General features: G+C 70.4%; 21 protein-coding genes. 12 read left to right on the forward strand and 9 right to left on the reverse strand.

From position 1 onward, the window contains the following. The first annotated feature begins 21 nt into the window (after positions 1-21). From ligD to KOD61_RS02020, 4 genes are all read left to right on the forward strand, one after another. Positions 22-2,502, forward strand: a complete 2,481-nt coding sequence (ligD, locus tag KOD61_RS02005) for a DNA ligase D (RefSeq protein ID WP_215219415.1) — start codon at positions 22-24, stop codon at positions 2,500-2,502. A gap of 109 nt (positions 2,503-2,611) precedes the next feature. Continuing rightward, entirely contained in the window at positions 2,612-3,433 is an 822-nt protein-coding gene (locus KOD61_RS02010) for a murein L,D-transpeptidase catalytic domain family protein (protein WP_215219416.1), read from the forward strand. A gap of 41 nt (positions 3,434-3,474) precedes the next feature. Continuing rightward, complete coding sequence (locus KOD61_RS02015; RefSeq protein ID WP_215219417.1) at positions 3,475-4,485, forward strand: L,D-transpeptidase family protein; 1,011 nt, start codon at positions 3,475-3,477, stop codon at positions 4,483-4,485. Between the two features lie 64 nt (positions 4,486-4,549). Continuing rightward, the gene (locus tag KOD61_RS02020; RefSeq protein ID WP_251370735.1) at positions 4,550-5,284 is read left to right on the forward strand and encodes a M23 family metallopeptidase; all 735 of its coding nucleotides are present in this window, start codon (positions 4,550-4,552) and stop codon (positions 5,282-5,284) included. An 8-nt stretch (positions 5,285-5,292) separates the two neighbouring features. On the opposite strand, the gene KOD61_RS02025 is transcribed toward KOD61_RS02020, so the two are convergent. The 3 genes from KOD61_RS02025 to KOD61_RS02035 form a co-directional block, all read right to left on the reverse strand. Continuing rightward, on the reverse strand, positions 5,293-5,988 hold the full coding sequence (locus KOD61_RS02025) for a hypothetical protein (RefSeq protein ID WP_215219418.1): 696 nt from the start codon (positions 5,986-5,988) through the stop codon (positions 5,293-5,295). Then, positions 5,988-6,569, reverse strand: coding sequence for an RNA polymerase sigma factor (locus tag KOD61_RS02030; RefSeq protein ID WP_215220242.1), 582 nt, complete (start codon positions 6,567-6,569; stop codon positions 5,988-5,990). Before KOD61_RS02030 ends, KOD61_RS02025 begins: the two co-directional genes overlap by 1 nt. Positions 6,570-6,630: 61 nt before the next feature. Then, positions 6,631-7,260, reverse strand: coding sequence for an arylesterase (locus KOD61_RS02035; RefSeq protein WP_311195421.1), 630 nt, complete (start codon positions 7,258-7,260; stop codon positions 6,631-6,633). A 125-nt stretch (positions 7,261-7,385) separates the two neighbouring features. Here KOD61_RS02035 and KOD61_RS02040 point away from each other — a divergent pair, with 125 nt between their 5' ends. Both KOD61_RS02040 and KOD61_RS02045 read left to right on the forward strand, forming a co-directional pair. Then, the gene (locus KOD61_RS02040; protein WP_215219420.1) at positions 7,386-8,165 is read left to right on the forward strand and encodes an ABC transporter ATP-binding protein; all 780 of its coding nucleotides are present in this window, start codon (positions 7,386-7,388) and stop codon (positions 8,163-8,165) included. After that, a complete protein-coding gene (locus tag KOD61_RS02045) occupies positions 8,162-10,744 on the forward strand; it encodes an ABC transporter permease (protein ID WP_251370624.1) in 2,583 nt (860 codons plus the stop codon). Before KOD61_RS02040 ends, KOD61_RS02045 begins: the two co-directional genes overlap by 4 nt. Before the next feature lie 40 nt (positions 10,745-10,784). Here KOD61_RS02045 and KOD61_RS02050 read toward each other — a convergent pair whose 3' ends face one another. Beyond that, positions 10,785-11,051 carry a hypothetical protein gene (locus KOD61_RS02050; protein ID WP_215219421.1) on the reverse strand — a complete coding sequence of 89 codons (267 nt, stop codon included), beginning with the start codon at positions 11,049-11,051 and terminating at the stop codon, positions 10,785-10,787. A gap of 119 nt (positions 11,052-11,170) precedes the next feature. Beyond that, positions 11,171-11,908: a DNA-formamidopyrimidine glycosylase family protein gene (locus KOD61_RS02055; protein WP_215219422.1), complete on the reverse strand. Its 738-nt coding sequence runs from the start codon at positions 11,906-11,908 to the stop codon at positions 11,171-11,173. A 90-nt stretch (positions 11,909-11,998) separates the two neighbouring features. On the opposite strand from KOD61_RS02055, the gene KOD61_RS02060 reads away from it, so the two are divergent. Beyond that, positions 11,999-13,114, forward strand: coding sequence for a class I SAM-dependent methyltransferase (locus tag KOD61_RS02060; RefSeq protein WP_215219423.1), 1,116 nt, complete (start codon positions 11,999-12,001; stop codon positions 13,112-13,114). Beyond that, positions 13,111-13,818, forward strand: coding sequence for a pseudouridine synthase (locus KOD61_RS02065; protein ID WP_215219424.1), 708 nt, complete (start codon positions 13,111-13,113; stop codon positions 13,816-13,818). Before KOD61_RS02060 ends, KOD61_RS02065 begins: the two co-directional genes overlap by 4 nt. On the opposite strand, the gene KOD61_RS02070 is transcribed toward KOD61_RS02065, so the two are convergent. Both KOD61_RS02070 and KOD61_RS02075 read right to left on the reverse strand, forming a co-directional pair. Next, positions 13,815-14,357: a DUF1415 domain-containing protein gene (locus tag KOD61_RS02070; protein WP_215219425.1), complete on the reverse strand. Its 543-nt coding sequence runs from the start codon at positions 14,355-14,357 to the stop codon at positions 13,815-13,817. The two genes, KOD61_RS02065 and KOD61_RS02070, sit on opposite strands and share 4 nt — an antisense overlap. 13 nt (positions 14,358-14,370) lie before the next feature. Continuing rightward, positions 14,371-14,853, reverse strand: coding sequence for a YajQ family cyclic di-GMP-binding protein (locus KOD61_RS02075; RefSeq protein WP_215219426.1), 483 nt, complete (start codon positions 14,851-14,853; stop codon positions 14,371-14,373). Positions 14,854-15,379: 526 nt separating this feature from the next. On the opposite strand from KOD61_RS02075, the gene KOD61_RS02080 reads away from it, so the two are divergent. Both KOD61_RS02080 and KOD61_RS02085 read left to right on the forward strand, forming a co-directional pair. Next, the gene (locus KOD61_RS02080; RefSeq protein WP_215219427.1) at positions 15,380-15,961 is read left to right on the forward strand and encodes a DUF1453 domain-containing protein; all 582 of its coding nucleotides are present in this window, start codon (positions 15,380-15,382) and stop codon (positions 15,959-15,961) included. 7 nt (positions 15,962-15,968) lie between these two features. Next, entirely contained in the window at positions 15,969-16,889 is a 921-nt protein-coding gene (locus KOD61_RS02085) for a DMT family transporter (protein WP_251370625.1), read from the forward strand. Positions 16,890-16,925: 36 nt separating this feature from the next. On the opposite strand, the gene KOD61_RS02090 is transcribed toward KOD61_RS02085, so the two are convergent. After that, complete coding sequence (locus KOD61_RS02090; RefSeq protein WP_215219428.1) at positions 16,926-17,120, reverse strand: hypothetical protein; 195 nt, start codon at positions 17,118-17,120, stop codon at positions 16,926-16,928. A 126-nt stretch (positions 17,121-17,246) separates the two neighbouring features. Then, entirely contained in the window at positions 17,247-17,879 is a 633-nt protein-coding gene (locus KOD61_RS02095; RefSeq protein ID WP_215219429.1) for an OmpW/AlkL family protein, read from the reverse strand. Positions 17,880-18,170: 291 nt separating this feature from the next. On the opposite strand from KOD61_RS02095, the gene KOD61_RS02100 reads away from it, so the two are divergent. Next, positions 18,171-19,658: a dihydrolipoyllysine-residue acetyltransferase gene (locus tag KOD61_RS02100; protein ID WP_215219430.1), complete on the forward strand. Its 1,488-nt coding sequence runs from the start codon at positions 18,171-18,173 to the stop codon at positions 19,656-19,658. Continuing rightward, entirely contained in the window at positions 19,655-20,293 is a 639-nt protein-coding gene (locus KOD61_RS02105) for a hypothetical protein (protein ID WP_215219431.1), read from the forward strand. The genes KOD61_RS02100 and KOD61_RS02105 overlap by 4 nt, the downstream gene beginning before the upstream one ends. Positions 20,294-20,296: the final 3 nt, after the last annotated feature.

A 20,296-nucleotide genomic window follows, 5' to 3' on the forward strand; every position in this document is an offset into this window, starting at 1 on the left:
GGCGGCGCGCCGGACTGACCGATGAGCCTGCGCGAGTACGACCGCAAGCGCCGCTTCGACCAGACGCCCGAGCCGTCCAGCGACAGCCCGGGCCGGCGTGGGCACCGGCCGATCTTCGTCATCCAGTTGCACCACGCGAGCGTGCGGCACTACGACTTCCGCCTCGAGATGGACGGCGCGCTCAAGAGCTGGTCGGTGCCGAAGGGGCCTTCATTGCGTGTCGGCGAGAAACGGCTCGCGGTCGAGGTGGAAGACCACCCGCTGTCGTATGCCGACTTCGAGGGTGACATCCCCGAGGGCCATTACGGCGCCGGCCACGTCGACCTGTTCGACCGCGGGGTGTGGAGCTGCAACGGCGACCCGCTGGAGTCACTTGCCGCGGGCAAGATCGACTTCGTCCTGCACGGCGAAAGGCTCGGCGGTGGCTGGAAGCTGGTGCGCACGGCCAAGCCGGCCAGCAAGCCGCAATGGCTGCTGATCAAGCGCGATGACGAGCATGCCGCCGACACCGAAGCCGACGAACTGACCGATGCCCCCACGCCGAAAGGATGGAAAGGCCGCCGGCCGTCGGGGCCGGCGAAGAAGGCGGCCGCCCGGGCGAAGCCCCGCAAGGCCGCGGCACCGGCCCCCAGGACCCGCCGCCGCCGGATCGACTGGAAGGCCCGGGCGATGGCGCTGGACGGCGCCAAACCATTGCGCGGAACCACCGAGGTGGACCCGCAGCTCGCCACCCTGCGCGAGACGCCGCCGGCCGGCGAGGGCTGGCTGCATGAACTCAAATGGGACGGCTACCGGATGCTGGCGCGGATCGATGACGGCAAGGCCACCCTGCGCTCGCGCAACGGACTGGACTGGACCGCCGACTACCCCGATATCGTGGCCGCACTGGAATCGCTTGGTGCCGGTGACGCGAGCCTGGACGGCGAGCTGATCGCACTCGATGCAAAGGGGCGCAACAGCTTCGCCGACCTGCAACGCACCATCGAGGGCAGTGCGAGCGCGGTCCTGCGCTATGTCGTGTTCGACCTGCCGACGCTGGCCGGCGTCGACCTGACGCGCACCCGGCTCGACGAGCGCAAGGCGCTGCTGGAAGCGCTGCTGGCCGACGTCGGCCGGGACGACTTGCTCGCCTACAGCCAGCACATCGTCGGGCATGGCGACCAGGTCTTCGCGGCCAGCAAGGGCCAGGAGATGGAAGGGATCATCAGCAAGGCGGTCGACGCGCACTACACCCCGGGGCGCTCGCGGACCTGGCTGAAGATCAAGCACGCCGAGAGCGACGAGTTTATCGTGGTCGGCTTCACCGCACCCAAGCGGTCGCGGGTGGGCTTTGGCGCGTTGCTGATGGCCACGCGGGAGGCCGGGCGCCTGAAGTACGTCGGTCGGGTGGGCACCGGTTTCGACGATGCGCGGCTGCGCTCGATGACCACACGGTTGCAAAAGCTCGCGCGCAAGGAACCGACCCTGGTGCTGCCGGGGCACATCCCGTTCGCGCCGCGCGACGTGACCTGGGTCGAGCCTCGGCTGGTGGCCGAGGTGGCGTTCCGCGGCTGGGGGAAGGAGGGGCTTTTGCGGCAGGCGAGTTTCCAGCGCCTGCGCGAGGACAAGGAGGCGAGCGACGTGGGCGAGCAGGACACTTTCAAGCTGACCAGCCCGGACAAGCTGATCTACCCGGCCGAGAAGATCACCAAGCAGCAGGTCGCCGACTACTACCGCGCGATCGCACCGCAACTGTTGCCCGAGGTGGCGCGGCGGCCGCTGTCGATGCTGCGTTGTCCGGACGGCCTCAAGGGCCAGTGCTTCTTCCAGAAGCACCATGCCGACACGCTCGGTCCCAACGTGCACGCGGTGCCGATCCGGGAGAAGGGCGTCGGCGGCCTGGAGGACTACGTCTACATCGAGGATGTCGAGGGCCTGCTCGACCTGGTGCAGATGAACGTGCTCGAGCTGCATCCGTGGGGCTCGCGGGTGGAGGACGTCGAGCACCCCGACCGGCTGGTGTTCGACCTGGACCCGGGCGAGGGCGTGGAATGGCCGGCGCTCAAGGCCGCCGCCCGCGACATCCGTGCGCGGCTGGAGGAGATCGGCATGCGCGGGTTCCTGCGCCTGTCCGGCGGCAAGGGCCTGCACGTGGTGGTGCCGATCGCGCCGGGGCCCAGTTGGAGCGAAGCCAAGGCCTTCTGCGAGGCCTTTGCCGATGCACTGGCGACGCAGGCGCCGGACCGCTACGTCGCCACGGCGTCGAAAGCCAAGCGCAAGGGCGTGATCTTCATCGACTGGCTGCGCAATGGCCGCGGCGCGACCAGCGTCGCCAGCTGGTCGCTGCGCGCGCGGGCGGGCGCCGGCGTGGCCGTGCCGCTCCGCTGGGACGAGCTTGGCCGTACCAGGTCGGGCGCAGACTACGACCTGACCCGCGCGCTACGGCGCGCCGCTGGCTTGCGCAAGGACCCGTGGGAGGGTTGGGACAAGGCCACCCGGCAGAAGCTTGCCGGCTTCGACTGACGCGGAAGGCCTTGTGCTGGCGGGCGTGGCCGTCGACAACGTGAACGCAGGCCCGGCCGTCGTTCATCGCATTCAGATGCCGGCGCTCCAGTGTCAATAACATGTGAGGATGGTCCGCACCCATCCCCTTCGCGTCCTGTCGCGTGCCGCCGTCGTCCTGGCCGTTGCCACGATCGCCGGCTGCGGCAGCACCCCTGACCCGGTCGACGCGGCCGTCCGGCCTGCGCCCGTACCGGCCACCCGCACTGTCGAAGTGCCGCGGCCGCACGCGCCGACGCTGGCCGAGCGGCTCGCCCTCGCCGCGCCATCCGCCGATCCGCAGGTCATCGAGTTGGCGCTCGAGGCGCAGCGCTGCGCGACGCTGGACGGCCAGATCGGCTCGGTCGAGCGCTTGGCGGTCATCGACTACTCGCGCCCTTCAACCGAGCAGCGCCTGTGGGTGTTCGACCTCACCGCCGCCGACCTGCTGTATTCCGAGCACGTGGCCCACGGCAAGTACAGCGGCGGGAACATGACCACGGAGTTCTCCAATAGCGAGGGCAGCTTGATGTCGAGCCTGGGTCTGTTCCGCACCGCCGAGACCTACGTGGGCGGCAACGGCTACTCGCTGCGCATGGACGGGCTGGAGCCGGGTTTCAACGACCGTGCGCGCGAGCGGCTGATCGTGATGCATGGCGCCGACTACGTGGATCCGCGCCAGGCGTTGCAGCAGGGCCGGCTGGGGCGCAGCTTCGGTTGCCCGGCCGTACGCGGCGAGATCGCGCAGGAACTGATCGACACGCTCAAGGACGGGCAGTTGCTGTTCGCCTACTACCCGGACAGCCAGTGGCTGGAGGGTTCACGCTTCCTGGGGTGCGACAGCGCGGGTGCAGGCGCTGTCGCTTCAGTCGCCAGCAAGGCTGCGCGCGGGGTTTCACGCGCCGCCGAATGAGCCTCGCGCAGCATCGATCCAAACCCCATGGAATCGATCGCATGAAGCCTGTCATCCCGAGCCCTGCCGCGTCGTCCGGCATTCCTTCGCGCGTCGCCGTGCTGGCGCTGGCCTGTTCGCTGGCGCTGGTCCCGTACGCAGTGTCGGCGCAGGACGCCACCGGCGATCGCGCCACGGCCAACGATGCGGTGACGACCACCGTCGAGGCAGGCGACTCCGGGTCGGCTGTGCTGCGCGCGCAGGTGCTGCTGGACCGTGCGCACTTCTCGCCCGGCGAGATTGATGGTGCGTACGGCAGCAACACCCGCCGCGCGATCGAGGGCTTCCAGCGCAGCCGCGACCTGCCGGTCACCGGCACCGTCGACGCGGCGACCTGGGAGGCGCTCGACCTGGACACCGCCGATGTGCTGGTCTCCTACACCCTGACCGATGCCGACGTGACCGGACCGTTCAGCACCATTCCGGCGGACATGGAAGCCAAGGCCGAACTCGAGCGGCTCGGCTACTCCTCGGCGCTGGAGGCATTGGGCGAAAAGTTCCACGCCAGCCCGGCGCTTCTGAAGCGGCTGAATCCCGATGTCGCGCTGGAGGCTGGCGCGAACTGGCGGGTACCCAACGTCGCCGCAGCATCCTTGCCGGAAGGCGGCCATGTGGTGGTCGACAAGTCCGATGCGGTGGTGATGCTGGTCGACGCCGAAGGCGCGACCGTCGCCCAGTGGCCGGCGACGATGGGCAGCTCGCACGACCCGCTGCCGATTGGCGAGTGGGAGATCAAGGGCGTGGCCAACGATCCGGTGTTCCACTACAACCCGGATTTGTTCTGGGATGCGGATCCGAGCCACAGCAAGGCCAAGATCGCCCCGGGCCCGAACAATCCGGTCGGCGTGGTCTGGATCGACCTGTCGAAGGAGCACTACGGCATCCACGGGACGCCGGAGCCGTCGACGATCGGCAAGACCCAGTCGCACGGCTGCATCCGCATGACCAACTGGAGCGCGCGCACGCTGGCCGAAGCGGTCGGCCCGGGCACGCGTGCGGTCCTGCGCGAATGACCGCGCCTGACCCAAGCCGCCGCGCTGTCGGCTTCGGCACCAGCGGTCTCGTGGGGCCGCGATGCTGAGGCTTGCGCTGGTGTTCCTCGCCGGCCTGCTGGTGGGCGCAAACCTGGTGTATTTCGTGATGACCCGCGGCCAGGCCGACCCGGATGCGGCGCTGGTGTTCCAACGCGAGCGCAGCCAGCACGCCGTGCCGGCCGACACCCCGGCGGCGCCCGCCGAGCGCGTCGAGGCACCAGCCCCGCCCCAGGACAAACCCGCCCCGGCCTTCGGCCCGTTGCCGGCCGAGCCTGGTCACACGAGCGGAACACCGGCGCCGGTCGAGCGCCCGCGAACCGCGGTCCCGGCGGCCGGCGCAGGCGGATTGATCGTGCCGGTGAGTGGCATCGCGCCAGCGCAACTGTCCAACACCTTCGACGACGCCCGCGGCCAAGGGCGGGTGCACGAGGCGCTCGACATCATGGCGCCGCGTGGCACCCCGGTGGTCGCCGTGGCCGATGGCACGGTCGAGAAGCTTTTCGCCAGCGACCGGGGTGGACTGACGATCTACCAGTTCGAGCCGAGCGGCCGTTACGCGTACTACTACGCTCACCTCGACCGCTACGCCGCGGGGCTGGCCGAGGGCGACCGGCTGCGACAGGGGCAGGTGGTCGGTTACGTCGGCAGCACCGGCAACGCCAGCGATGACGCGCCGCACCTGCACTTCGGGATCTTCGCCCTCGGGCCGGAGAAGCGCTGGTGGGAGGGCACCGCGATCAACCCGTATCCGCTCCTCACCGGCCGCCCGACGCCGTAGCGGCGGCGTCAGGCGCGTTCGAAGCGCTCGATCTCGCCCAGCTGGCGTTGCGCGCGCTGCAGGTTGCAGCCCGACAGGTCGTCGATCATCCCGCGCAGCCACGGGCTGGCCGGCGGATGGCGTGACCAGCGCATGGCCAGCCAGACGCTGGCGGCCATCGCCACCACGCCAAAGCCGAGCGTTGCCGCCACCCAACCCGGCGCGGCGGCGTACAGGTCGACCCCGAGCCAGAGCTTCGCGCCGACCAGGGTGGCAACCAGCCACAGGCACCACCACGGGAGGCCGAGGGCGATGGTGCTGACGGTCGTGAAGCGTTGTAGGCGGGCCAGCCGACGCTGGATGTCCAGCACCGGGCCGGTGTAATACACCCCGCCGGCAAGCAACGCGCGGGTGACGCTGGCCCAGATCGCGGCGATGCCGTACGCGTGCAACACCAGTCCGGCGGCCAGCAGGTGCGGAGTATCCCGGTGGTCGACCCAGAACGTCGCGGCGACCACCACCATCGCAATCCAGACCAGCGCCTCCACCAGCTGCCAGACACCGAACCGCCGCAGCGACATGCGGCTGCGATCGATCCGGCGCGCGCGACGCTCTTCCAGCGCCAACGCCTCCAGGCCATCGGCACGCAGGTCGACCTGCGTCCATGCCGCGTTCAATTCCCGGTCGAGCTGGCGCCAGGCGGCCCTGAGTTCGTCGAGTTCCATCACCGTGTCCTGCGAGTGGGGGTGGGGGTATCAGTGCCGCCGGGCGCGTCTGCGAACTGCGCGGCGATGCGCTGCCGCAGCCGATGCAGCCGGGTCGCTACGTTGCTCTCGCCGATGCCAAGCACCTCGGCGATCTCGCGATGGCTGCGTTCATCCAGGTAGAGCAGCATCAATGCGCGGTCGAGCGGGCCGAGCCGGTCGATGACGGCGCGCAACGTGCGCAGGCGGTCTGCCTGGCCGGTGTCGGCGGCAGGGTCGGGCAGTGCGGCGAGGGCCTCGTCGTCGAGGCCGGCATGGTGGCGCTCGTGCAGGGTGGCCGAGCGGACGTGCGAGATCGCGACGTTCAGCGCCACCCGGTAAAGCCAGGTGGAGAATCGGCTGCGCGCCGGGTCGAAGCGGCCGAATGCGCGCCAGGCCTGGATGCTGATGTCCTGCACCAGGTCGTGCCGGTCCTCGGGGTGCCGGCAGTACCCGTGCGCGATCTTCAGGACGATGCCGCGATGCTGGTCGAGCAGGGCGGTGAAACGCGCCTGCAGCGAGTCGTCGGGGATGAGCGCGTCGATGGCGGCAGGGTCCGTCATGGTGTCCATGCCAAGGTGATTCGCACGGGCGCGCCGGTTATCACACGCGACCGCGGATTTCCTACAGGAGCGGCTCCAGCGCGGTCCACACGTGGTCCAGCAGGCGCGGTTGCGCCGCCGCCACCGGGTGCAGGTTGTCGGCCTGGAAGGCCGCCCGGTCCAGCGCGATCGGCTCGAGCAGGAACGGCAGCAGGGCCACGTCGAACCGCGAGGCCAGCGTGGAATAGTTGCCGGCAAACGCATCGGCATAGGCCGCGCCGAGGTTGGGCGGCATCTGCATGCCGACCAGCAGCACCTTCGCACCGGCGCCGTGGGCGGCGCCGATCATGTAGGCGAGGTTGGCTGCGGCCTGGGCGGTGGGCAGTCCGCGCAGCCCGTCGTTGGCCCCCAACGCGACCACCACCACCCGCGGGCGGTGCCGCGCCAGGGCGCCCACGATGCGCGCGCGGCCACCGGCGGTGGTTTCGCCGCTGATGCTCGCATTGACGACTTCCCAGCCCGGGTCCTGCTTTTCGAGGCGCTCGTCGAGCAACGCCACCCAGCCCTGCGCCGCCGGCATGCCATAACCGGCAGAGAGCGAATCGCCCATCACCAGCACGGTTGCATCGGGCGCTTCGCGTGCCGGCGTGGACTGCAGTTGCGCGGCGTGCAGCGATGGAATCGCGACCACCACCCACAACAGCAAGCCAATGGCACATTGAACCGGGCGCGACGATGCCGCATATCTGCCCGAATGGTTGTCGTTCCGCTGCATCTGTTGCTCCGATCCGCGGGCGCGCCGGACGGCACCACCCCCTTCCTGTCGAAGAATCCATGATGACCCATTCCGCCACCGCACCGGTCGACGTCCGTTCCGCCGCCGCCCGCCCGGCCCCGAACGCATCCCACCCGCCCGCGCTGGTGGTGGAGTCGCTCGGCAAGCGCGTGTCGCTGCCGTCCGGACCGCTGACGATCCTCGAAGGCGTCGGGTTCACCATCGCGCGTGGGGACACCGTGGCGATCGTCGGCGCGTCCGGCTCGGGCAAGAGCACGCTGCTGTCGCTGATGGCCGGGCTCGACATTCCCAGCGACGGCCGGGTCGTCCTCCACGGTGAGCCACTGTCGACGCTCGACGAAGATGGCCGGGCACGCGTGCGCGGGGAGAAGGTCGGCTTCGTGTTCCAGAACTTCCAGCTGCTGCCCTCGCTGACGGCGCTGGAGAACGTGATGCTGCCGCTGGAACTGCGCGGCGACGCGGAGGTGGAAGCGCCCGCACGCGCGATCCTCGGCAAGGTCGGCCTTGGCGAGCGGCTCGGCCACTATCCGCGGCAGTTGTCGGGCGGTGAGCAGCAACGCGTCGCCCTCGCGCGCGCATTCGTGACCGAGCCGTCCCTGCTGTTCGCCGACGAGCCGACCGGCAACCTGGACAGCCATACCGGCCAGGCGATCATCGAACTGCTGTTCGCACTCAATGCCGAGGCCGGCACGACGCTGGTGCTGGTGACCCACGATGACCACCTGGCCGAACGTTGCAGCCATCGCCTGCGTCTCGACGCCGGACGGCTGGTGGCCGACGAGCGCATGCATCCGGTGGCCGACGGACGGGCCGGCGCGTGAGCGCGCGGATCGGACCGGCCAACGTGTTGGCGATGGCGTGGCGGCAGATGCGCCGCGACCTCAAGGCCGGCGATGTGCGCATCCTCCTCGCCGCGCTGGTACTCGCCGTGGTGGCGGTGACCGCTGTCGGGTTCGTCACCGACCGCGCCGAGCGCGCGCTCGCGATCGAGGCCAATCGCCTGCTCGGCGGCGACGCGGTGGTGCGTGGCGACTCGCCGATTGCGGCGGAGATCGAGCAGGCGGCCGCATCGGCCGGGCTGCGGCGCACGCACACGGTCGAACTCAACACGATGATCAGCGTCGCGCGCGCGGCGGCGGGTGCCGGTAATGCGGCAGGCGAGCCGCGGCTGCAGCTCGGCGACCTGCGCGCGCTGGGTGACGGGTTCCCATTGCGCGGTGCGTTCACGATTGCCGACGCACAGGGTGTTGAGCGTGTCGCAAGCGGGGTGCCTGCGCCGGGTACCGCATGGTTGAGCCGCGCCGGCGCGGACACGCTCGATGCTCGGATCGGCGACCTGGTCACCGTCGGCGAGTTGCAGCTGCAACTCGCGGCGCTGGTGGTCGCCGAACCCGACGCGGCGCTGGACTACTTCAACGTGGCGCCGAAGGTGTTCGTCAACCTCGACGACCTGCCGGCGACCGGGCTGGTGCAGGAAGGCAGCCGGATCCGCTACCGGCTGGTGGTCGCGGGCGAGGCGGCATCGGTTGAACGCTTCGTCGCCGCCACCCGGCCGGCACTCGCGCGGGGCCAGCGGCTGGAGACGGTCGCCGACGCGCGTCCCGAGGTCCGCTCCGCACTCGACCGCGCCAGCCGGTTCCTCGGGCTGGCGGCGCTGGTCTCGGTGGTGCTGGCCGCGGTGGCCGTGGCGATGGCCGCGCGCCGGCACAGCGAGCGGCATCTTTCGGGCACCGCAGTGATGCGCTGCCTCGGCGCGAGCCAGTCGACGCTGGCCGGCATCCACATCGGCGAGCTGGTGCTGCTGGGCCTGCTTGCAAGCACCGTCGGCGTTGCGGTCGCGTTCGTCCTGCAATGGGGCATCGGCGCCTGGCTGGAACCGGTGCTCGGCATGGCCATCCCGCCGGCGGGGTGGCTGCCGGCCGTGCAGGGATACGGGGTCGGTCTGCTGGTCCTGCTCGCGTTCGGCGCGCCGCCGGTGCTGGCGCTGCGGCGGGTGCCGGCGCTGCGGGTGCTGCGGCGCGACCTCGACCCGACCGAGCCCAGCGCATGGCTCGTGGCGCTGGCGGGACTCGGTGGCCTGGCCGCGCTGCTGTGGTGGAAGTCCGGTTCGGTCGAGGTCGGCACGGCGATGCTGGTCGGGCTCGTGGCCACCTTCGCGGTGCTCGCGGCGCTGGCCTGGGGGTTGATCGTGGTGTTGCGCCGGCTGCGGTCGCGTCTGCGCGGGAGCCTGCGCTACGGGCTGGCCAACGTCAGCCGCCGGCCAGCGACGAGCATCGCCCAGGTGTCATCGCTCGGGCTGGGGCTGATGGCGTTGCTGCTGCTGACCTTCGTGCGGACCGACCTGCTGGACCGCTGGCAGCTGCAGCTCGCAGCCGAAGCACCCAACCGCTTCATCATCAACGTGCAGGACGACCAGGTCGACGACGTTCGCGGCTTCATCGCCGCGCAGGGCCTGGATGCGCCGACGCTGTATCCGATGGTCCGCGCGCGGCTGGTCGAGCACAACGGCGAACCGGTCACCGGCGACGACTACGCAAGCGCCGACGAAAGTGCGGACGACGAGGAGGCCCGCCGCGCGCGGCGTCGCGCCGACCGCGAGTTCAACCTGTCCATGGCGGCGGCGTTGCGCGAGGACAACCGGGTGGTCGCCGGCGACTTCTGGAGCGCTGCGACGCCGCCGGTGACACCGGAGATCTCGGTCGAGCAGGGCTACGCGGAGTCGCTGGGCTGGAAGATCGGCGACACGGTCGCATTCGACATCGCCGGGCAACGCTTCGTGGCGACGCTCACGAGCCTGCGCGACGTCGACTGGGAGAGTTTCCGGCCGAACTTCTTCGTGGTCGCCTCGCCCGGGGCACTCGATGGATTCCCCGCCAGCCACATCACGGCGGTGACGGTACCCCCGGAGCAGATGCGATTCACCGCCGACCTCGTCGGGCGCTTTCCCAACCTGACCGTGATCGACATCGATGCGGTGCTCGACCAGGTGCGTGGGACCGCCGACCAGGTCTCGACCGTGGTCGAAGTGGTGTTCTGGTTCTCGCTGGGCGCGGGCGTGCTGGTGCTGATGGCGGCGGTCAGCGCCAGCCAGGACGAGCGACTGCTGGAAGGCGGCGTCATGCGAACGCTCGGCGGCAGCCGGCGCCAGTTGCGGCTTGCGCAAGCGTCGGAGTTCGCAGCGATCGGCCTGTTGTCCGGGCTGGTCGCGGCGATCGCGGCGTCGGTATTGGCTGGTGTCGTCGCCGAACAGGCCTTCGACCTGCCATGGGAACCCAACTGGGGGATGGCCGCCGCCGGTGGCGCGCTCGGCATGGTCGCCGCCCTGGTGGCTGGCCTGTTCGCGACGCGCCGCGTGCTGGACGCGCCGCCCTCGGTGGTCCTGCGCGAGCTGCAAAGCTGATCCCGCGCGGGCCGATGCCGCGCACGGCTCCCGCCTGGCTTCAGGGCGCGGTCAGGCGGTCGGTCACCTCGGTGGCGCCGAAGCGGCGCGCATAGTCGCGCTCGCTGGCGATCCGCTCGACTTCATCGTCCGGGGTTTCCGGTGCGGCATAGACGGCGTACGCGGTGGTGCCGTCGTTGCGCCCGACATGGTGCAGCCGGTACCGGGGGCGCCCACCGCCGGTGTTTTCCGGATAGTGCGCGGGCGGGGCGCCATCCATGTCCAGCTCGCTGTTGTCGACCGTGCCTCCGACGAATAGGGCGCGCATGGCGTTCTCCGTTGCGGGTGTGCAGGCAGGTTGGCCGCCGGTGTGTTGGGAGGCGATGAAGTGATCGTCCAACAACCGTTTTGCGTTGGGGCGCGAGCCACGTAGATGAACCCGGGAGGCTAGCCGTAGCGCTTCTGGCAGTGGCCGCAGAAGAACGCGCGCCGCTGGGCGCGTCCGAGCTTGGCGCGGAACTCCAGCCGCCGCCCGCATCGCGGGCACTCGGTGCGGGTGTGGACCTGGTAGTGCTTCTTGAGCACGTAGTCCTTCTTCCAGCGATAGAAGTCGAAGCTGTACTCGCGCGCCTGGGTGACGAGTTCGCCGAGCTTTCGCGGCGACAACGCGCCCACCGGCGTTTCCGGATGCACGCGGATCCGGAACAGCACCTCGTTCTTGATGATGTTGCCGACTCCGGCAAACACGTCCTGGTCGAGCAGCGCGTCGGCCACCAGCGTGTCCGGCATCGCCCGCAGCTTGCGGCGCGCTGCCTTCGGGTCCCACGCGTCGGACATGACGTCCGCACCCCAGTCATAGAGGTCGTCGAGGTCGCCCTCGTGGAACTTCAACGAGCTCGAATACAGGTTCAGCTCGCCGTTCGGAAAGCCGAGCGCCAGCCGCTCGGCGCTGCCCTCGCGACGTTCGTCGATCCGGTAACTGCCCCACAGCAGGAAGTGGACCCGCAGGGTGAAGCCGTCGAACACGACCAGGAAGTGCTTGCCCCAGGTCCGCAGGGCCTGGACGCGCTGGCCCGCCATCCGCTGGATGTCGAGCCGGCTGTTGCCACCCACGTGCTTCACCCGGCGGCCGGCAAACTTCGCCGCCTCCTCGCGCAGGATCACCAGGGAGGGACCTTCGGGCATGGGTGCAGCCTGCGATCGGCCCGGTCATGGCGACGTGCACGCACCCATGCTCGCTAAACTGCGCGCCCAGACCCCCGCGAAAACCAACCGATGGCCCACGACGATCCCGCGCTGCAGGCGCTGATGCTGCCGTTCGAACAGGGCCTGCTGCCCTGGCCGGAGGCGGGTGGCGTGCTGTTTCTGCGGGCTCGCGACGGCGCGCCGTTGCACCGGGGCGCGTGGCCGGGCCTGGTCTGCGAACAGGGCTTCAAGCCCGAGGCGGATGCGCTGCGGCAGGCCGGGCTGGTCGTCGTGGACAGCCCGGATGCAGGGTCCGCCGGGAGTCGCCATCCGCTGGTGCTGGTGTTGCCGCCGCGCCAGCGCGACGAGGCCCGCGCGCTGTACGCGCACGCGGTATCGCGGGTCGCCCCCGGCGGGCGGGTGGTCGCCTGCCTGGCCAACAACGAGGGCGCCAAGTCCGGCGAGGCAGACCTGCGTCGCCTGGTCGGCCCGCTGGGCGGGCTGCTCAAGCACAAGAGCCGCTGCTACTGGAGTGCGCCACTGCACGTGGCCGACAGTGCGGCCGTCATCGACCACGCCTTGCTGGCCGAATGGGAAGCCCTGGACGCACCCCGGGCGATTGTCGGTGGCCGGTTCCGGAGCCGCCCGGGCGTATTCGCGTGGGACCGGATCGATCCGGCGTCCGCCCTGCTGGTCGAGCAGTTGCCGGCCGACCTGGCCGGACGGGCCGCCGACCTCGGCGCCGGGTTCGGCTACCTGTCGGCGGAACTGCTCGAGCGTTGCCCGGGGATCGCCGCGCTGGATCTTTTCGAGGCGGACCGCCGCGCGCTCGACCTGGCGCGGCACAACCTGGCGGCGTTCGAGTCGAAGGTGGCGATTGGCTACCACTGGCACGACGTGACCACCGGGTTGCCGGCGCAGTACGACGTTATCGTGACCAACCCGCCGTTCCATACCCAGGGCAGTGCCAACCGGCCCGACATCGGCCGGCGCTTCATCGCCGTCGCCGCCGATGCACTCAAGCCGGGTGGGCGCCTGTGGCTGGTCGCCAACCGGCACCTGCCCTACGAGTCGGTGCTGGTCGAGAGCTTCGGGCAGGCGCGGGCGGTCGCCGAGCGCGACGGCTTCAAGATCATCGAGGCGGTGAAGGCTCGTCCGGTGCAAGCCCCGCGGCCGCCGCGCCGCGGACGCGAGGATTGGCGATGAAGCTCGTCCGGCTGATCGCCAACCTCGGCTACGGCAGCCGCAAGCAGGTGGCGCTCATGTTCCGCGAGGGCCGCGTGACCGATGCCGAAGGCGAGGTGCTGTACGCCGACGACCAGGTCACGCACGACGCGGTCCGCATCGATGGCGAACCACTCGACCCGCCGTCGGGGTTGGTGCTGATGCTGCACAAGCCGGTCGGCCATACCTGCTCGACCCGCGATCCCGGCCGGATCGTCTATGACCTGCTGCCACCGCGCTTCCGCCTTCGCTCGCCGTTGCTGTCGACGGTCGGCCGGCTCGATCGCGATACCAGTGGCCTGCTGCTGATGACCGACGATGGCCAGCGGCTGCACCGGATCGTGTCGCCCCGCGCCAACCTCGCCAAGGTGTACGAGGCGACGCTGGCGCAGGACCTGCGCGGCGACGAGGGCGCGGTCTTCGCCAGCGGGACGCTGATGCTGGAGAACGAGAAGACCCCGCTGGCGCCGGCGTCGCTGGAGGTGGTCGACCCCCGCCATGCGCGCCTGACCCTGACCGAGGGTCGCTACCACCAGGTGCGGCGCATGTTCGCCGCGGTCGGCAACCACGTGGAAGCGCTGCATCGCAGCCGGATCGGCGGGCTGGACCTGGGCGGGTTGCCGGTGGGCGAGTGGCGCCAGCTGGACGCCACCGACCTGGACCGCCTGTTCGGCGCAGGCGCCTAGCGCTCCAGCAGCTTCAGATACCCGTCGACCCCGAGCCGCTCCATGGTCTCGATGTTGCGGTCGACGATGGCATCGGGGTCGGGGAATGCCTCCACCGCGCGTTCGACGCTCTCCTCGCGCAGCAGGTGGAGCATCGGGTACGGCGAACGGTTGGTGCAGTTGGCCGGGTCCGCCGCGGACGTCCCGGCGAACCGGTAATCGGGGTGGAAGCTGGCGACCTGGATCTCGCCTTCCAGCCCGAGTGCGTCCACCGCCGCATCGGCCTGGTCGAGGAAGTCGTTGTAGTCGTCGAACTCCTGCAGCACGTGCGGATGGACCAGCAGGGTGGTGTCCACCACGTCCGGGTCGGTTTCCGCCAGCCAGGCGAGCTCGCTGGCTAGCTCTTCCAGCAGATCCCCGGGCGTGGTGGCCGGGCTGAGCACGTAGCGGATGCGGTCCTTGACGTGCACGGCCTTGGCGAACGGGCACAGGTTGAGGCCGATGACCGCCCGTTCCAGCCAGCGGCGGGTGGCGGCGATCGGGTCCTCGTCCATGCCCATGGCCGCCGGCCGGTCAGTCGCGGAAGTTGTCGAACTGCAGCGGCAACTCGAACTCGGCGCCCTTGAGCAGCGCGATCGCGGCCTGCAGGTCGTCGCGCTTCTTGCCGTTGACGCGCAGCTTGTCGCCGTTGATCTGGCTGTCGACCTTGAGCTTGGCGTCCTTCAGCGACGACTGGATCTTCTTGGCGAGCTCGCGCTCGATGCCCTGCTTGACGGTGACCTTCTGCCGCGCGCCGGCGACGTTGGTCTCGACCTCGCCGAACTCCAGGCAGCGCACGTCGATGCCACGCGCGATCAGCCGCGCGCGCAGGATCTCCGTCATCTGCTGGAGCTGGAAGTCGCTCGGCGCGGACTGGGTGATGACCTGTTCGTCGAGCGCGAACTTCGCATCCACGCCCTTGAAGTCGAACCGGTTGCCCAGCTCGCGGTTGGCCTGGTCGACCGCGTTGGTGAGTTCGTGGCTGTCGACTTCGGAGACGACGTCAAAGGAGGGCATGGCGATGTCCGTGGTTCGTGGGCGTCAAAGGTTAACGCAGAGCCGCCGCACGCATTCCCGGCGCGGAGGCGAAGCCTTCGCCCGTCATCGCGGGCGGGTCGCGCGCGGCGGCGGGTCTTCGGGGTGGACCGGAGAATCGGCAGGCTCCGGCCTCGCCGGGGCATCGCGGGACATGCCTGCCGGGGCCCCGAGACCGCCGGGGAGTGCGTCGTCCGGCCCCAACGTGGGCACGGGCCGGCCGTTTGCCGGTGCGGCGAGTGCCGGTTTCGGGGCCGATGGGCTGCAGCCGCCTGCAACCAGCAGGGCAAGGGCCGCGACCCATGCCGGGAGGAGCAGGCGAACGTGGAGGCTGCAGGCAACGGACATCGCGACGTCCTGCCGGTCAGATCGGATCGGCCTGAACAGGGCAAACGCGGAACGGAGGGTTGCGGGGACGGATTCCGGGCCGGACGCGACGGCCGGCTATCCTGCGCGTCCCCCGCCGTCGCCCGCGTATGCAGGCGGCGACCTCATGGAGTCCGCCACCATGCCCGTCCTGCTGCTGCCTGCACTGCTACTGGTCATGGTGCTGGTGTGGGCGTTGCTGCTGCCGGTCGCGCTGTGGCAGCGCTACCGGCGCGGCCGGGCGCGCCGGCGGGCCACGCCCTGGCTGGTGCGCGCCAATGCCTGGGCCCTGCTCGTATCGACGGTCGTGTTCGTGGCCGGTGCCTGGGTGGCCGGATTCTGGGTAGAGGGTGCCTTGTCCCATGCGGCCGTCGGCTTGGCCGCTGGCGTTGCACTCGGGATCGTTGGCCTCTGGTTGACCCGGTTCGACCGCGAGGCCTCGGACAGGTTCGTCCGAACCGGCTGGGCGCTCCCCCGCGGGGTGGCGGTGCCCGCCGGGCTGCGTCTGTACTACACCGCCAACCGGTGGCTGGTGCTCGGGCTCACCCTGCTGGTGGCCGGCCGCGTGGCGCTCGGGCTCTGGCAGCTGGGCCGGCTCTGGCGCGTCGACGGTTCGGAGCACGCGTGGCTTGCGCAGCAGGGTGGCTTGCTGGCGGTCGCCGGGGTCCTGCTGGGCCACTATCTCGCCTATACCTGGGGCCTGCGCCGGCGCCTGCCGCGTTGACCGCCCGATGACCGGAACGACGCCACTGGATACCGACCCCTCCCGCACCGCCGCCTCGGGCTCCCCGATGCGGGCGGCGATGATCATGCTATTCGCGGTCGCCGCGTTCTCGCTGATGGACGCCGGCCTGAAGTCGCTGGCCGCGACCTACCCGCCGTTGCAGGTGGCGACCCTGCGCGGCGCCGCGTCGCTGCCGTTCGTGCTGGCCTGGGTAATGGCCACCAGCGGGCTGGCACCATTGCTGCGCGTGCGCTGGCCCCTGCACCTGCTGCGCGGTGGCATCGGCATCGGGATGATGGCGGCATTCGCGTATGCGTTGCAGACGCTGCCGCTGACGACCGCCTATTCGATCTTTTTCGTCGCCCCGCTGCTGATCACCGCACTGTCGGTGCCGCTGCTGGGCGAGAAGGTCGGCCCGCGGCGCTGGGCGGCGATCGCGATCGGCCTGCTCGGGGTGCTGGTGTTGCTGCGCCCGACCGGCGAGGGGCTGCGCAGCTGGGCCGCGCTGGCGGTGCTGGTGGCGGCGCTGGGCTACGCGGTCAGCGCCATCACCGTGCGCGTGCTCGGGCGCACCGACTCGACCGCATCGATGATGGTCTGGCTACTGGCCTTGCTGGCCGTCGGCGGCGGGCTGCTCGCGTGGCCCCAGTGGGTACCGATCAGGTCGGCGGACGCCTGGGTGATCCTGGGGGTCGGCATCGCCGGAGCGCTTGGCCAGTACGCCATTACCGAGGCCTTCCGCATCGGCGAGGCATCGCAGATCGCCCCGCTCGAGTACACCGCGCTTATCTGGGGCGTGCTGCTCGACATCAGCCTGTGGGGCGTACTGCCTGACGCGGTCACCTGGCTGGGCGCCGCCATCATCATTGCCAGCGGCCTCTACCTGCTGCGCCGCGAACGCGTGCACATCGAGGCCGAACATCCCTGACCATCGCCGCTGGCCCGGCGACCGGCACCGCGTGCGCTATTCCTGCAGGCTGCCCTGGAGGGCGGCCGCAATCGCGGCATCGCCGTTGACGATGTCCTGCCAGCGCAACTCGTGGCCCTTCCGGTGTCCCTTCTGGACCAGCTTCAGGCCGTCGGGATCGATGGTGAGGGTGTAGGCGACGTCACCGACGGTGACTTCGCGGCGGACGGGCTTGTCGAGCTTGGTCGTCATAGCGTTCTCCGGGCTCAAGTGTCGACCACCGTAACGGCCGGGGTCGGGGGTTTCATGAACGGGTGTGACCCGAAAAGCGGACGGCGGACCCGCAGGCCCGCCGTCCAGGTCATCGGTCCCGCACGGTCAGAAGCGGGCACCGAGGCCCACGCCAACCACCACCGGGCTCGGTTCGGCCTCGCCGACGGTCTCGCCGTCGACCATCACGTCGGAGCTGCCATGCAGGTAGCGCAGGTCGGCCCGGGCGAACCAGCTCGGGCTCAGCTTGACGTCGACGCCGGCGGTGGCCATGGCGCCCTTGGCGGTCTCGACGCCAAGGCGCTGGCCGGCGAGGTCACCCGTCGGCTCGACCTCCTCGCCGTCGTAGTTGCTCTCGTAGTAACCCAGGCCGACGAACGGCCGCACGGTTTGCGCGCTGGTGCCGAAGTGGTACTGGCCGCTGACCGCATACGGCTGGGCTTCGACGCTGCCGGCCTTGCCGTTGGCGGTATTGACGCGGTGGCTGAACTTGTCAGCCGCGCCCCAGGCCTCGACGGCGATGTTGTCGGTCACGTAATAGGACGCGCTGAGCGTCGCGGCGCCGTCACCGTCCAGCTCGGCCTGCTGGCCGGCGACCGTGGTGTCGCCGATGGGCTCGGCCAGTGCATAGCCGCCGACCACGGCCCAGCGCTTGTCGCTGGTGTCGGTGGCGTCCTGTGCGAACGCGGCGGCGGGGGCGATGGCAAGCAGGGCCAGGGTCAAGGTGTGGATGCGTTTCATGGGAGTTGTCTCCTCGTTCTGTGGGGGCGCCGGCCGGTGTCCTGGCAGGCGCGGCCAACCTAGCGAGGGACGCATGAACCGCGCTTGCCCGGCGGACGCGGCCTCAATGGAACCTTCATCGGCGGTCGTGCTATCGCGCGGCGCACGTGGCCGGGCCGCGCTCCTGAACAAGCGCTGGACGGGCCGGGTGCGGAGCCGGCCATTCCCGCAAGGCGGGCCGGCGCGGCGTGATTGGCGCCCCTGCACCACTGCGGCCACAATAAGGGTCTTTCGCGCAGGTCGGAGCCGAGCATGGCTGAGTTGAAGGAAGCACGCGTCCCCGATATCGGCGGCTACGACGGCGTGCCGGTGATCGAGGTGCTGGTGGCGGTGGGCGATACCGTCACGGTCGACCAGGGGCTGGTGACGCTCGAGTCCGACAAGGCGACGATGGAAGTGCCGGCGCCGTTCGCGGGTGTCGTGCGCGAGCTGAAGGTCAAGGTCGGCGACGAGATCGGCGAAGGCGCCGTGGTCGCGATGATCGAACCGGCCTCCGACGGGGCGGCCGAGGGTGGCGAAAAGCAGGCCGCGGACGCTTCCGCCGGCACGGACGGGGCGGCGGACAAGGCCACCGACGCCGCCAAGGCCGACGCGCGTCGCGCCGAGCCGGCGTCGCCCGGGCAGCAGGTCCGCACGAACGAAACGGCGACAGCCACCGAGCCGGCCAACGTGGGTGAACCCGACAACCTGGCAAAGCGCGAAGCCGCGCGTGCCCAGGCGGGTGCTGGCGCCGATGCCGGCGACAGCGACGCCGCCGCGCCGCGCTCGCCGCCGGTGGTGTTCGATGCCGACGAGCTGCTGCCCGACAAGGTGCCGTACGCGAGCCCGGCGGTGCGCCTGTTCGCGCGCGAACTCGGCGTCGACCTGGCGCGCGTGACGGGCAGCCAGCGCGGCGGCCGGATCGGCCGCGAGGACGTGCAGAAGTTCGTCAAGGGCGTGATGTCCAGCGGCGGCGCGACGGCGAAGGCCGGCGGTGGCGGTGGCGGACTCGATCTGCTGCCCTGGCCGAAGGTCGACTTCGCCAAGTTCGGTCCGGTCGAGACCCGCGCGCTGTCGCGGATCCAGAAGCTGTCCGGCGCCAACCTCGCGCGCAACTGGGCGATGATCCCGCACGTCACCCAGTTCGACGACGCCGACATCACCGAGCTCGAAGCACTGCGGGTGCAGCTCAACAAGGAAAACGAGAAGGCGATCGCCAAGGGCAAAGCGACCAAGCTCACGATGCTCGCCTTCCTGATGAAGGCCTCGGTGGCCGCGCTGAAGAAGTTCCCCGACTTCAACGCCTCGCTGGACGCCACCGGCGAGAACCTGGTGCTCAAGCAGTACTTCCACATCGGCTTCGCCGCCGACACGCCCAACGGTCTGGTCGTGCCGGTCGTGCGGGACTGCGACACCAAGGGCGTGATGGAGATCGCTGCCGAGACCGCCGAACTGGCCGCCAAGGCGCGCGACGGCAAGCTCGGACCGGCGCAGATGAGCGGCGGCTGCTTCTCGATCAGCTCGCTGGGCGGCATTGGCGGCACCGCGTTCACTCCGATCGTGAACGCGCCGGAAGTCGCCATCCTCGGCGTCTCGCGGTCGGACATGAAGCCGGTCTGGAACGGCAAGGCGTTCGAGCCGCGGCTGTCGCTGCCGCTGTCGCTGAGCTACGACCACCGCGTGATCGACGGCGCAGCCGCGGCGCGTTTCACCACCTACCTCGGCCAGATCCTCGGCGACATGCGCCGGGTCCTGTTGTGAGGGCACGCGCGCTGCTGTTGCTGCTGTTGGCGGTGCCGGCGGCGCATGCGGCCGAGTGCGAACTCGGGCTCGGGCACGGCTGGCCGCCGGCCACCGGCAACCACGGCGACGCGGTCGAAGCACTGCTTGCCAGTGGGACCCCGCCAGCACTGCAGGTCACCTGGTTGCCCACGCGAGGCGTCGAAAGCGCCCTGATGCTGGTGCCGCCGGCCAACGGTGGCGCGTGGACGTTGCGCCATGCGACCCCGGCCCAGCGTGTCGACCACCGCGAGTCGATCTCCAACGGCGTTCGCCGCGTCCTGCTCACCGACCAGCAGCCCGAGGTGCGCGAAGTCCCGATACCGGAAACGTTGGCCGGCCGCCTGGTCGAAGGCTGGACACGCACTCTCCGGTCCGGCGTGGCGGCCGACCAGGAAGCCCGCTTCCACGACGGTGAGGTGCTGAGTTTCCGGATCGGCGACGACCGCTTCAGCGGCCCCGAGCCACGGTGTGGCGCGGGCGAGTTGCTGATCGAACAGGCCGAGGCGCTGATCGACGCGGCGGGTGAGCGCGATCCCGACGATTTCCCCAAGCGGTGGAATGCGTTGTGGCGCCTGCTCGACGAGCTTGACCGGGAACTGGCCACCGCCGGTTGACCG

The sequence above is a fragment of the Lysobacter luteus genome, assembly GCF_907164845.1.
In the GTDB taxonomy this organism is placed as follows: domain Bacteria; phylum Pseudomonadota; class Gammaproteobacteria; order Xanthomonadales; family Xanthomonadaceae; genus Novilysobacter; species Novilysobacter luteus.